The organism is Arthrobacter sp. 2RAF22, assembly GCF_052115325.1.
In the GTDB taxonomy this organism is placed as follows: domain Bacteria; phylum Actinomycetota; class Actinomycetes; order Actinomycetales; family Micrococcaceae; genus Arthrobacter.
Window position 1 is genome coordinate 300,352 of record NZ_JBFRGL010000001.1, and the last position, 12,873, is coordinate 313,224.

Below are 12,873 nucleotides of genomic sequence, written 5' to 3' on the forward strand. Positions count from 1 at the left end.
TGGGCACCACTGAGCAGGACGAAAGGCAACACCATGGTTAAGCAGTCCATTTTCGGGCGGATCGCGCAGCTCGCCAAGGCGAACATCAATGCCTTGCTCGACCAGGCTGAGGACCCGCAGAAGATGCTGGACCAGATGGTCCGCGACTACTCGAACAACATCGCCGAAGCCGAGTCCGCCGTCGCGCAGACCATCGGGAACCTCCGCATGCTGCAGGCCGACTACAACGAGGACGTCAAAAACGCCCAGGACTGGGGCAACAAGGCCCTCGCAGCCTCCCGCAAGGCGGACGAGTACCGTGCGTCCGGCAACGCGGCCGACGCCGTCAAGTTCGACAACCTTGCCAAGGTGGCCATCCAGCGCCAGATGTCGGCCGAAAACGAGGCCAAGGCCGCCGAGCCGAACATCGCGTCCCAGTCGGAGGTCGTGGACAAGCTCAAGAGCGGCCTCGACCAGATGAAGGGCAAGCTCAACGAACTCACCAGCAAGCGCAATGAGCTGGTTGCCCGCTCCAAGACGGTTGCTGCCCAAACCCAGGTGCACGACGCCCTCAAGAGCATCGACATCATGGACCCCACCAGCGAGGTAGGCCGCTTCGAAGAGAAGATCCGCCGCGAAGAGGCGAAGGTCCTCGGCCAGCAGGAACTGGCAGCCTCCAGCCTGGACGCCCAGTTCAACCAGCTTGAGGACCTCGGAGAGCAGACTGAGATCGAGGCCCGCCTGGCGGCCCTGAAGTCGGGCGGTTCGAAGGCCGCTATCGGCGCCGGCGCCACCGCTCCGGCAGACGATACCGTGGACGAAGCCGACTTCGACAAGCTCTAGTTCAGCCAAGCGAATGGCCGGGCCTCCAATGAGGCCCGGCCATTCGCTTTCTGAGTGCTTTATGCCCCTACGGCGAGCCGTCCAACGATGAGCCTCATGATTTCGTTGCTGCCTTCCAGGATCTGGTGGACGCGCAGGTCCCTGGCAATCTTCTCGAGGCCGTATTCCGACAAGTAGCCGTAGCCGCCGTGCAGCTGGATGGCTTTGTTCGCCACGTTGAAACCGGCGTCCGTGGCGACGCGCTTCGCCATGGCGCACAACCTCACGGTGTCCGGGGCGCCACGGTCCAAAGCGTCCGCGGCCCGGAGGATCAGGGTCCTGGCAGTTTCCAGTTCCGTATCCATGTCGGCAATATCAAACAGCAGGGACTGCTGGTTGATGAGCGGGCCGCCAAAAGCCGAGCGTGACTTGAGATAGGCGATGGACTTCTCCAGTGCCGCCTGGCCACCTCCCAGCGAACAAGCGCCCATGTTGACCCGGCCCCCGTTGAGGCCCTTCATCGCGATGCCGAATCCGCTGCCTTCTTCGCCAAGCCGGTTCGCCACGGGGACGCGTACGTCCTCGAAGATGACCTGCCGGGTGGGTTGGGCATTCCATCCCATCTTCTTTTCATTCGGGCCGAAGGACAGCCCAGGCGCGTCCGCGGGCACAACGATTGCGGTGATGCCCTGACTGCCCGTGTCCGCGGTCCGCGCCATGACCACATAGACGCTGGAAACTCCGGCACCCGAAATGAACTGCTTGGTGCCGTTAAGAACGTAACTATCGCCGTCGAGCACTGCTTTGGTGCTCAGCGCGGCGGCATCCGAGCCGGCTCCCGGCTCCGTAAGGCAATAGCTGCCCAGCGCTTCCATGGACGCGAGCTGCGGCACCCACTGGGCCCGCTGCTCATCGTTGCCGAAAGCGTCGATCATCCACACCACCATGTTGTGGATCGAGATGTAGGCCGCGATGGTGGGGTCTGCCTTGGACAGCTCCTCGAAGATCAGCGCCGCATCCGTGCGGGAAAGGCCCGAGCCGCCGAATTCTTCCCGGACGTAGATGCCTCCCATGCCGAGGGTGCCCGCTTCACGCAGGACATCCACAGGGAAATGCTTGGTCTCGTCCCATTCTGCGGCGTGCGGCGCAATGGCCGTCGTGGCGAAATCGCGCACCATCTCCACCACCGCTTGCTGGTCCTCCGTGAGCTCAAACATTGGCACTCCTTTTCCCGGGTTGTCCGGGTTGTCCGGTTTTACTGGCCTTTTTCTAGCTATCCGCTGGGGTTTACTTGCTGACTTTGCCCATCAGGGAAGCGACAGGGCGAAGGAACAGCGGCCTCGCGAGGAACCACGCCCCCACAATCACGAGGAGGGACACGGCGAAAATGCCGAAACCAACCCAGTTGATATCGTCGCTGCCGCCATACATGTGGTTCAGGTTGCGCAGCGCCCCGGTAGCGAGGACCAGGGTGACGTGCACGATCGTGAAGAGCACGAAGTACACCATCACGGGGAAATGCACCGCCCGGGCGAGTTCGATGGGATAGACCTTGTTCACCGTGCCGGCCTTCTTGGGCCAGGCAGAGGAGGTGCGCAAACCGGTGATGATGGCGAGCGGGGCGGCGATGAAGACCGTGACGAAGTACGTCAGCAACTGCAGGGCGTTGTAGTTCACCCAACCGTCCTCAGTGGGCCAGTTCAACGATGCGTACTGGAGGGCGGCGGAAAGGGCGTTCGGGAAGACATCCCAGCTGGTGGGGATGATCCTCATCCATTGCCCGGTTGCAAAGATCACGATGATGAAGACGATGCCGTTCAACACCCACAGGGCATCGAGGGTCAGGTGGAACCACAGGTCCAGGCTGATCTTGGTTGGCGCATTCTTGGTCCGGATGAATCCCTTGTTGTTGCGGGTCCATTGGGCCGGCGGCCGCTTAGCCGTGCGGACCTGCCAACCGGAACGAACGATGAGCACCATGAAGAAGACGTTCAGGAAGTGCTGCCATCCGAGCCACGCCGGGAAACCTACGGGAGCGTTCGCCGGGAGGCTGGATGCGCCTGGAAAGTCGTGCAAGAACGACTGCACACCCGACAGGCCCGTCAACCATTTGGCAAACAAGACGATGAGCAAAAGTACGAGCAGCACGCCTGGAACCACCCAGAGCGGTTGGGACCATTTACTCTTGGCTGCTGTCGACTTTTTGGCGGGGGTGGACATCTTCTCAGACACCTCTCGGAAGAACTTTGCAATCAGGGACGCATCAAGCTAACAGGCTTTGGACCGAAGCGGCCAAAGCCTGTTACGCCGTCAGTTGGAACGGGCCTTCACGGCCTCGATGAGTTTCGGAACCACTGTGAAGATATCGCCCACGATTCCGAAGTCGGCCACCTCGAAAATGGGCGCGTCCTCGTCTTTGTTGATCGCCACAATGGTCTTGGCAGTCTGCATGCCTGCGCGGTGCTGGATGGCTCCGGATATTCCCAATGCGATGTACAGCTGCGGGGACACGCTCACACCGGTCTGGCCCACCTGGGCCGTCTGGGCAATGTAGCCGGCGTCGACGGCGGCGCGTGACGCACCGATCGCCGCGCCCAGGGTGTCGGCGAGCTGTTCAACCAGCACAAAGTTCTCGGACGAGCCCAAACCCCGTCCGCCGGAAACCACCGTCGCTGCGGTCCGAAGCTCGGGCCGGGCCGAGACGGCAGCATCGTCATTGAACTGGTCTATGATGGCGGCGCCTTCTGCTCGAGCATCGAGGGACACCGTCTGCAGGTCTGCCGTGGCTGCGGGAGCCTGGCCTTCGATCGCCCCCTGCCGGATGGTGAGGATGGGCAGCCCGCCTTCCACCACGGACTCGACGGTATAGGCCCCGCCAAACACCGAATGCTGGGCAACAACGGTTCCGTTGTCGCTGCGCACCTGCACGACGTCGGCGAGCACGCTCCCGCTTGCCCGCACGGCAAGCCGGGCGGCAGCTTCGCGGCCGTCCACCGAATTCGCGGTGAGGACGGCAGTCGGCCCGTAGGCGTGGACGGCACCACTCAGGGCATCCACGGCGGGTGACACCAAAACGGTGCCGGCGGCAGCTGTCAGAGCCGAGTAGATCCGAACCGCGCCCAGCTCACCGAGGCGCGCGACGTCGTCGTCCGCCAGCGGTGCCGAGGACACGACGACGGCGACCGGTGAGCCCAGTGTGGCTGCGGCAGCCAGCAGCCCGCGGGCGGAAGCGGCAATCCCGCCGCGGTGGGAAATTTCAATGAGTGCCAAGACGTTCGACATTTCTTTTCCTCCGTCAGACCAGGCGGTTCGCAACGAGGAACTCGGCCAGCTCGTCGGCCGCGGTCCCGTCATCTATGAGTTTTCGTCCGGCCGCGCGCGGCGGCCGCTCAACGGTGGAGACCACTACGGTGTGGCTGGCGCCCGTCGGGACGCCAAGCTCGGCGGCGGACAACGTGGTGACGGGTTTGCGCTTGGCCGTCAGGATGCCCTTGAAGTTGGGAAACCGGGCCTCTGGGAAACGCTCGGTCACAGTGATGATGGCGGGCAGTCCGGCACGGACATTGAGGGTTCCACCCTCACTCTGGCGAACGCCGCTCACGCCGTCGTCGGCGATTTCCGCGGAGATCAATGAACCCAACAGTGGCAGTTGGAGATGTTCGGCAATCATGGCGGGCACGACGCCGGCGCGGCCATCCGTCGATTCGTTGCCGGCCATCACCACGTCGAACCCGGTAGACCTCAGTGCAGTCGCCAGCGTTGCGGCCGTTCGACCGGTGTCGGCGCCGGCCAGGGAATCATCCACAATGTGAACCCCTGAATCGGCTCCCATGGAGAGGGCCTTGCGCAAGGTCTGCGTGGCGTCGTCAGGACCCATGGTCATTGCCACAACCTCGGTGCCTTTGTTGGCATCCTTGATGCGCAGCGCGGCTTCGAGGGCGCGCTCGTTGATTTCATCGACCACGGAGTCGGCAGCCTCACGGTCGAGCCGGCCCGTTGCCAGGTCGAGCTTCCGTTCCTCGGCCGTATCCGGCACTTGTTTGACGAGCACGACGATCTTCATTCAACAGCTCCCTCGATGCAAATGGCTGACGCTTGGAATCGAGAATACTAGGAACTCCTAGTATTTACCATGGAGCGAAGGACGGAATGCTAGGAACTCCTATTGATTCTGCCGGGATTCTCCGCGCCGGGCATGGGGATTCGGGCCGGCGGCAGGTTGCAGGCCTTCTTTCGAAGCGATCGATCTAGCCCTGGCGAATGCCGAGGGTGTTCCCGTCGGGATCACGGAACCATGCGCCACGGGCGGGGCCGAGCTGAGCGATGTGCCCTGTTGTGGCAAGGGGACCCTCTGTGTAGTCGAGGAACTCCACGCCCTTGGCGGCCAAGTCGCCGACCACGGCCTCAATGTCGTCCACTTCGAAGTGGGCAAGGGTGTGCTCTGTAGCGGTAGGCGGACGCTTGAAGACTGAGATCTCGCTGACGGATCCGCAACGGTACCGCACGCCGACCGGAGTCTCCCAGAGGAAGGTCAACCCCAGGATGCCGCCATAGAATTCTTTCGCCCGCTCCAGATCGGTGACCGGAATCGTCGCCACTACCATCGTCGCACTGATCATCTCGGGCCTCCTCAGGGCGGCCCATTCCGTCAGGATGAACGGGCCATTCGGCCCAAGTGTCTTCCTCCAGGAGCTGGACTGTCAACGAGGACCGGGAGTTTGAGGGTTGGTGCGTTGCACGGCCATCACCACGCTGACAAGTACCGACAACGCTATGACCACGACCATTCCGGCGAAGTTCGGCTGGAATTCCAAGGCCAGCGCCCCGTTTTCGGCTCCCCGAGTCGCGGTGAAAAGTCCCGGCAGGGTCGCCCGGGAACCCGTCGAAATGGCGATCACGCTCACTGCCACGCACAGAATGAACGCCAGGGCCAATCCGCCGGCCACGCCGTCCAGCGCTGCGCCAACTATTTTCGACACCGTTTTCATTGGGGTCCCTCCTCGAGCCGGCCAACGCGGAGCGCCGCCTGTATTCCAGTGATGAAGCTTTGTCCCCGCCCAAGAAACTACTCCGACATTCTGCCTCTCGGGGGTCGAAGTGGTTAAGATCCGTACAGATTTGCCAAAAATCAGTGTGTTTTCCGGCAATCTCAGTGTGGATCTCGGCGCTTCTGCGTGTGAAAAAACGTTTCACCCGGATCAGCCCGCATGGCCGTCTAAGACCGCGTCCAAGACCTGCTTGGGGAAATTAGGAGCGGATGTCTCCACTGCGCGCCCACATCAGGGTCGGGAGGGCGGCGAAATGGGGTTAAACGAAAGAGTCCGCCCAGACGGGCGGACTCTTTCGTTTATTTGGTTGCGGGGACAGGATTTGAACCTGTGACCTCTGGGTTATGAGCCCAGCGAGCTACCGAACTGCTCCACCCCGCGTCGCAGAATCAACTCTACCGCACATTCGAGGGCGCCCCTGACCATTCAGATGTGCGCTGCAGCACGATGGGATCTGGAGGACCTTCGGGCAGGAGCAACAGCCCTTGAGGGTGGTTATCCTCCCGTGGACTTGGCGCCGTCCTGACCTTCTTTGATTTCGGAAAGCGCTTACGACACTGCGAGTCGCGTCATTCTGGCGCCCAGAAGGCTCAAAGAAGGTCAGGACGGAGCTGGCACAGCCGTACCCGGCACATGCCCCACCGATCCCGCACTCCCCCATCCACACATCAGTGGAAAACAAAAAGATCCGGCACAGTGTTTCCACTGTGCCGGATCTTTTCTCCAGTTGCGGGGACAGGATTTGAACCTGTGACCTCTGGGTTATGAGCCCAGCGAGCTACCGAACTGCTCCACCCCGCGTCGCAAGAACTACTTTACCTGCAGGTGAATGTCAGGCCAAATCGAAACGACGTGACCTCCGTCTCCCCCGCCGGGCGGCCACCATGCACGGGCCTCCATATCAAAAGGAAGACCGGGCCAGCCCTGGTGTGAGGGCTGGCCCGGTCTTGCAAAAACCTCCAGCTAAGCCGACATCAGCCAGCTGGAGAGTTGCCTACTTACTCGGCGAAGGCGAAGGCGACGGCGAGGCCGACGGGCTCGCCGAAGGGCTGGCAGTTGCCGACGGAGCCGGGGTGGCACCAAGCCTGGACTCGGCGTCGAGCGCTTTCTGTATCGCCGCCGACAGGAGGCTCTGCTGGGCGCCGTATCCGGCGAAGTCGCCCTTGGCCAGCGCGGCCTGGCCATCCTGGATGGCCTTGTTGGCCTGATCCAGCGCAGCCTTCAGCTGGGCCTGTGCATCCGCCGTCGCAGGTGGCGTAGTAGTCCCCGGCGGAGTTGTGGTCTGGCCGTTGTTGGCCGAGTCTCCCGCCGAGGCCCCTGAGTCGCCCCCGAAGAGGATCTTCAGCGCACCGTCAAGCGTGGGGGCAAAGCCGACCTTGTCGCCGAAGGCCACGAGCACGCGTTGAAGCGTCGGATAGGAGGTCTCACCAGTGGACTTCAGATAGACCGGTTGGACATAGAGCAGGCCACCGCCGACCGGCAATGTCAAAAGGTTGCCGTTGAGCACATCGGATGCTCCCTGCCTGAGCAGGTTGAGTTCCCGCGACACTTCAGGATCGGAGTTGAACTTGTTCTGGGCCTGTCCCGGGCCTGGAACCTGGGTATCCGTTGGCAATTGGAGTAATCGCAACTGGCCGTAGGTGTCTGCCTTCACCCCCTTCTGGCTACCGGCGTCGGAATCGGCTGCGAGGAAGCCATACAGGATGTTCCGGGCGGCGCCGTTGACCACCTGTGGAATGAAGGAAGACGTCAGCTGGAAGGCCGGCTTGGTCTGGTCGGGCATCTGCAGGGACATGTAGAACGGGGGCTGCCGGACGGGATCCGTGACCGTGGGGTCATTCGGAACGCTCCACGCGTCGTTGTTCTGGTAGAAGCTGTCCGCGTTGGTCACGTGGTAGCGCCCAAGCAGCTCACGCTGGACCTTGAACAGGTCCTCCGGGTAGCGGACGTGGCTCATCAGCTGTCCCGACATCTCCGAGTACGGCTTGACGGTGGTCGGGAAAATCTTCTCCCACGCTTTGAGGATGGGGTCCTGGTCATCCCAGGCGTACAGCGTGACCGAGCCGTCATAGGCGTCAACAGTGGCCTTGACCGAGTTCCTGATGTAGTTGACCGCGCTGTTCGGCAGGGCCGCCGTGCGCCCGGAGGTCGTCTGCGAATCGGCCGTAGCGTTTCCCAGTTGCTGCTGCTGGGAGTAGGGGAAGTACTGGCTGGTGGTGTAACCGTCCACGATCCACTTCACCCGGCCGTCGACAACTGCCGGATAGGCGCTTCCGTCAACCGTCAGGTAGGGCGCAACCTTTTGCACGCGCTCACGCGGAGTGCGGTCGTAAAGGATCTGGGACTTCTCGTTGACGCCGTCAGACAGCAACAGGTCCGAGGACTGGAACTTGATCGAGTAGAGGAGGCGGTTGAACCAGTTGCCCACGTTGGGGCCACCGTTGCCGGTAAAGGTGTACTGAGTTTCAGTAGAAGTGTCCTTGCCAGCCGGTCGGTCCTGTTCGCGGTGCGGAGCGCCATCGGGGGCGCCGACCACCGAGTAGTCCGGCGAATCTTCACCGAAGTAGATGCGGGGTTGGTAGCTCGCATCGCTGCCAAGGGTACCCATGGATGGAATTCCGGACAGCAGGAAGTCCGGCTTTCCATCAACCGTGAAGGTGTTGCCCTTGGCGGCCACGACGCCGTAACCGTGGGTGTAGACGATATGCCGGTTGACCCAGGTCTGCTGGCTGGCGTTCAGCCCGTCCTGATTCAACTCCCGGACGGCGATCACGGTGTCCTGGGTCTTGCCGTTCACGGTGTACCGGTCGACGTTCAGAGCCTTGGGGAACTGATAATACGGACGGTACTGCTCCAGTTGGGAGAACGCCGAGGAAACCAGGTTCGGGTCCAACAGCCGGATGTTGGCGGCTGTCTGGGCATCCTTGGCAAGCGCCCCGGTCTTGGCATCCGTGGTGGCGTTGTAGGGAGAAACCTTGATCTTGTCCAAACCGTAGGCGGACCGGGTCATGGCTATGTTGCGGTCAATGTACTTGTTTTCCAGCGTCTGCTCAGAAGGGCGGACCTGGAACTGCTGGATGACCCAGGGGTAGACACCACCGGCGAGGATGGATGTGATGATCAGCATGGCCGTGCCGATCACGGGCAAGCGCCAACGGCCGATCACGGCGGCCACAATGAAGAGGACGGCGACAAGACCCGCGGCAACGGCCAGGATGGTCTTGGTCGGGATCACGGCGTTGACGTCGGTGTAGAGGGCACCTGCCCAGTGGCCACCGTTGTTCTGGACGGTGCTGTAGACGTCAAGCCAGAAGTTGGCCCCGAGCAGCAGCAGGAAAACGGCCCCGGTCACGGCCAAGTGGATCTGGGCGGCACGGCTGGTGAAGATGCCGCGTTCCATGAGCCGGATGCTGCCATAGAGATAGTGGGTGAGGATTCCCGCGATTCCGGCAATCACCACAACGCTCATGAGGAAACCGGTGACAAAGCCAAGGAACGGCAAAGTCATGAGGTAGAAGCTGATGTCCAGGCCAAACTGGGGATCGGCCTGGCCGAAGGGTACCTGGTTGAAGAACAAGAGCACCGATTGCCACTGGCTCGCGGCCGCGCTGCCAGCGAAGAGGCCGAACAGCACGGGGATGCCGATCATTACCACGCGTCGCACGGGCTCCAGTTGGGCCTGGTACCGATTCAGGTTGTCCCTGACCTCGGAATCCGGAGCGTAGACCGGCCGTGCATGGTAGGCAGCGCGGATGGCATAGAAGACCGGCACGAACATCAGGACGAATCCCGCCAGGAAGATCAGGATCCGGGCAAGGTTCTCCTTGAAATAGACTTCGAAGAAGCCCAACTGCTGATACCAGAGGACGTCTGTCCACACATTGGCGAAGAAAATGAATCCCACCACGGCGACGGCGACGATGATCAAAGTTGGAGTGAGTGCACCCCGTCTCCGCTGCGGTCTTCCGGGCGGGCTGGTGCTGGCTGGACGGGACAAACTCGATACCTCATCGCTGGTCGTCAGTTAACGGTCATCAGTGCGTGTGTTCGTCGGCCCCGGTGCCGGGTAGTAATGGCGGAGGCCGTCATTAGTGCCACGAGTGGCGGTGGAGCTAAGTTCCATCATCAGTCTAGTTGTTGGAGCATGTCGGGAGGCGGGACACATCCTGGCCCGAGGCGAGTCGCTCCACAGCGGATTTCGCGTCCGCGAGGGTGTCCACTTTGACTACCTGCAGCCCGTCCGGAACGTGGCCCACGACCTCGTCGCAATTGGCGGCAGGCGCGAGGAAAAGCGTGGCGCCGCCGCTGCGGGCTCCGCGCATTTTCTGGGCGATTCCGCCGATGGGTCCCACGGTGCCGTCCGGCGAAATGGTGCCGGTGCCCGCCACATGCTTGCCCCCTGTGAGGTCCCCGGGGGTGATGCTGTCGATGATCCCCAGCGCGAACATCATGCCGGCGCTCGGTCCGCCCACCTGGTCCAGGGAGATCTTGACGTCGAACGGGAACGTGAACTTGTACTGAAGCAGTACGCCCAGGATGTACTTGCCGTTTGAGCCCTTGCCCGGAGTAATGCTCACCGTCACCGGTTTGCCGTTACGATCGACGACGACGGCGGCAGGCGCGCCCGCGCCGTCGGCCAATGCGGTTTGGACGACGTTCAGGGACGTGACGGCCTTGCCGTTGATCGACGTGAAGACGTCCCCGGCCTGGAGTTTGCCCGCCGAGGCCGAGCCATCGGACAATCCTGCGACCGCAAGCTTCTGCCCGTACGGGATGTTCTCTTCCTGAAGGGCCGAAGCTATTGCGTTCTCCTGGGACGTGGTCATGGCAAGCGCGCTTTCCTGTTCGGATTGCTGCTTGGTGGTGCCCTTGGGATAGAGAAGTTCTTCGGGGTACACGGCCTTGGAACCGTCCAACCAGGCTTGGAAGGCCTCGAAGATGTTGACTGGTCCGTTGGGGCCGCCGTTGATATAGACGGTAGTCAGGTCCAGATTTCCCTTGGCGGGATACGACGCGTGTCCGGTGATGCTAATGACAGGCTTGTTGTGGTCCATGCCCAAGGTGTTGAACGTCGGTCCGGGAGATTCCACGACGTAGGGAACAGGAAGGACAGCCGCGGCGATTCCCAACACAATGGTCAGGGCCCCGGCGACCAACATCGCGACGTACCGGCCGTCGCGGCGCCGTGCCGGTGGGGGCGCGTCGGGCGCTTCCTGTACCGGCTCCTGCGATGGTGCGGTGTCCCGCTCCGGGGAATGGCCGTCCGATGTCGGGACGTCCTGGGAGTTGGAGGGGCCGAGAGGCTTTCCGGGTTCCCCGGCAGCTCCGGGGCTCGGCAAACTAGTCAATGAAGGACCTCTCCGCGCCGGGAACCGTGTGTCCGACGCTACCGTTTCGACCCCCTCAGCGCGGAGGCCGGTAAACATACCAACGATCCACCCTACTTGCTGTGCCTGCCAGTCGTGCTTTGCCTAGAGCGAACGACGCGTTCTTGAGGCAGACAGCCCCCGGGCATCGCGGTACCTTGAAAGTGATCACCAGTCACACCGACGATCGGCGGCACCATGACCTCCAACCCCAATACCCCCTCCAATGGAGACGATTCACCCGTGGATCCCTTGGCGGAAATGCTGAAGAACCTGATGGGCGGGCAAGGCATGGGCAACATCGACCCCGCCGAATTGGCAAAAGCCGCAGGGCTGCCGAACGACCCGAATATGCTGCAGCAAATGTTCGCCCAAGTGCAGGCCATGATGAGCTCCACTTCCGAGGGCCCCGTCAATTGGCAGCTTGCCCACGAGAACGCCCGCCGTGTTGCCGCCGCCGGCACGGATCCGTCGGTGAATGCCCTGCAGGCCCGCGAAGTCGACGAAGCGCTCCGCCTCGCGGAACTTTGGTTGGATCCCGTCACCGATCTTCAGGCAACGGGCCTCATCGGCCGCGCCTGGTCCCGGGCTGAATGGGTGGAAGCCACCCTCGCCACGTGGAAACGGCTCACTGAGCCGGTGGCCAACAGCATCGCCAATGCCCTGTCGGACGCCCTCACCCAGCAGATGCCGGAAGAAATGAAGGCCATGATGGGCGGCACCTCGTCCATGTTGCAGAACATGGGCGGAGCCATCTTCGGCATGCAACTGGGCCAGGCCATCGGGGCCCTGTCCGCCGAAGTGGTCAGCTCTACCGACATCGGCGTTCCGCTCGCTGATCTCGAGATGGCATTGCTGCCGGCCAATGTGGCGAAGTTCGGCGAAGGCCTGAGCGTCCCGGTGAATGACGTGCGGTTGTTCCTTGCGGTCCGCGAAGCCGCGCATGCCCGGCTCTTCGTGCAGGTTCCATGGCTGCGCGGACATCTCCTCGGGGCCATCGAAGCCTACGCCCGAGGCATCCACATCGACTTGTCCCGCGTCGAGGACCTCGCCCGGGACCTCGATCCCGGCAACCCCGAGGGGATTCAAGAAGCCCTGTCCCAAGGTGTGTTCACGCCCGAGCGCACTCCCGAACAATCGGCTGCCCTGGAGAAACTCGAAACTGCCCTGGCGCTGGTTGAGGGCTGGGTGGACGAGCTCACGGCTGCTGCCACCGAGAATATGCTGCCATCCGCGGTCGCACTCCGCGAGACTGTGCGGAGGCGCCGCGCCACGGGAGGACCCGCCGAACACGCGTTCTCCTCGCTGGTGGGACTCGAGCTGCGACCGCGGCGCCTGCGCGAAGCCGCCGCGTTGTGGGCCGCGCTGAAGGACGAACGTGGAATCGCCGGCCGCGATGCCATCTGGCAGCACCCCGATTTGCTCCCCACGGCACACGACCTCGACGACCCGGCGGGCTTCACCGAACGGCGCCGCCTGGCTGAAGCCAGCGAGACCGAAGTGGACGACGCGCTGCAGAAGCTCCTCGAAGGTGGTTACGACGCTCCGAAGGATGAGGAGGACACAGCGGACAGTCCGGAGGCTCCGAAGCCTGAAGACGGAGATTCCCCTGACGACGCGGAGCCCGGAGAGCCCAAAGCCTAGCCGCTCCTGAATCG

General features: G+C 62.7%; 10 protein-coding genes and 2 tRNA genes. 2 read left to right on the forward strand and 10 right to left on the reverse strand.

What is annotated here, in order from left to right; translation table 11 throughout:
* Positions 1-33 precede the first annotated feature (33 nt).
* A complete protein-coding gene (locus AB4068_RS01305) occupies positions 34-822 on the forward strand; it encodes a PspA/IM30 family protein (RefSeq protein ID WP_306961095.1) in 789 nt (262 codons plus the stop codon).
* Between the two features lie 59 nt (positions 823-881).
* Here the strand turns inward: AB4068_RS01305 and AB4068_RS01310 are convergent, their stop codons facing one another.
* The 10 genes from AB4068_RS01310 to AB4068_RS01355 all read right to left on the reverse strand — a co-directional run bounded on the left by AB4068_RS01310 (position 882) and on the right by AB4068_RS01355 (position 11,188).
* Complete coding sequence (locus AB4068_RS01310) at positions 882-2,018, reverse strand: acyl-CoA dehydrogenase family protein (RefSeq protein ID WP_284983762.1); 1,137 nt, start codon at positions 2,016-2,018, stop codon at positions 882-884.
* A gap of 70 nt (positions 2,019-2,088) precedes the next feature.
* Positions 2,089-3,021, reverse strand: a complete 933-nt coding sequence (locus AB4068_RS01315; protein ID WP_441432498.1) for a cytochrome b/b6 domain-containing protein — start codon at positions 3,019-3,021, stop codon at positions 2,089-2,091.
* Between the two features lie 90 nt (positions 3,022-3,111).
* Positions 3,112-4,083 (reverse strand): electron transfer flavoprotein subunit alpha/FixB family protein, encoded by a 972-nt coding sequence (locus AB4068_RS01320; protein ID WP_441432499.1) that lies wholly within the window; start codon positions 4,081-4,083, stop codon positions 3,112-3,114.
* A gap of 13 nt (positions 4,084-4,096) precedes the next feature.
* Positions 4,097-4,864, reverse strand: coding sequence for an electron transfer flavoprotein subunit beta/FixA family protein (locus AB4068_RS01325; RefSeq protein ID WP_441432500.1), 768 nt, complete (start codon positions 4,862-4,864; stop codon positions 4,097-4,099).
* 184 nt (positions 4,865-5,048) lie between these two features.
* Positions 5,049-5,420, reverse strand: a complete 372-nt coding sequence (locus AB4068_RS01330; protein ID WP_059387516.1) for a VOC family protein — start codon at positions 5,418-5,420, stop codon at positions 5,049-5,051.
* A gap of 81 nt (positions 5,421-5,501) precedes the next feature.
* Positions 5,502-5,789, reverse strand: a complete 288-nt coding sequence (locus AB4068_RS01335) for a hypothetical protein (protein WP_441432501.1) — start codon at positions 5,787-5,789, stop codon at positions 5,502-5,504.
* A 364-nt stretch (positions 5,790-6,153) separates the two neighbouring features.
* Positions 6,154-6,230: transfer RNA gene (locus AB4068_RS01340), tRNA-Met, on the reverse strand.
* Between the two features lie 346 nt (positions 6,231-6,576).
* Positions 6,577-6,650 (reverse strand) — tRNA-Met (locus tag AB4068_RS01345).
* Between the two features lie 193 nt (positions 6,651-6,843).
* Positions 6,844-9,846: a UPF0182 family membrane protein gene (locus tag AB4068_RS01350; RefSeq protein WP_441432502.1), complete on the reverse strand. Its 3,003-nt coding sequence runs from the start codon at positions 9,844-9,846 to the stop codon at positions 6,844-6,846.
* 133 nt (positions 9,847-9,979) lie between these two features.
* On the reverse strand, positions 9,980-11,188 hold the full coding sequence (locus tag AB4068_RS01355) for a YlbL family protein (protein WP_370872753.1): 1,209 nt from the start codon (positions 11,186-11,188) through the stop codon (positions 9,980-9,982).
* A 225-nt stretch (positions 11,189-11,413) separates the two neighbouring features.
* On the opposite strand from AB4068_RS01355, the gene AB4068_RS01360 reads away from it, so the two are divergent.
* Positions 11,414-12,859: a zinc-dependent metalloprotease gene (locus tag AB4068_RS01360; protein ID WP_441432503.1), complete on the forward strand. Its 1,446-nt coding sequence runs from the start codon at positions 11,414-11,416 to the stop codon at positions 12,857-12,859.
* Positions 12,860-12,873 lie beyond the last annotated feature (14 nt).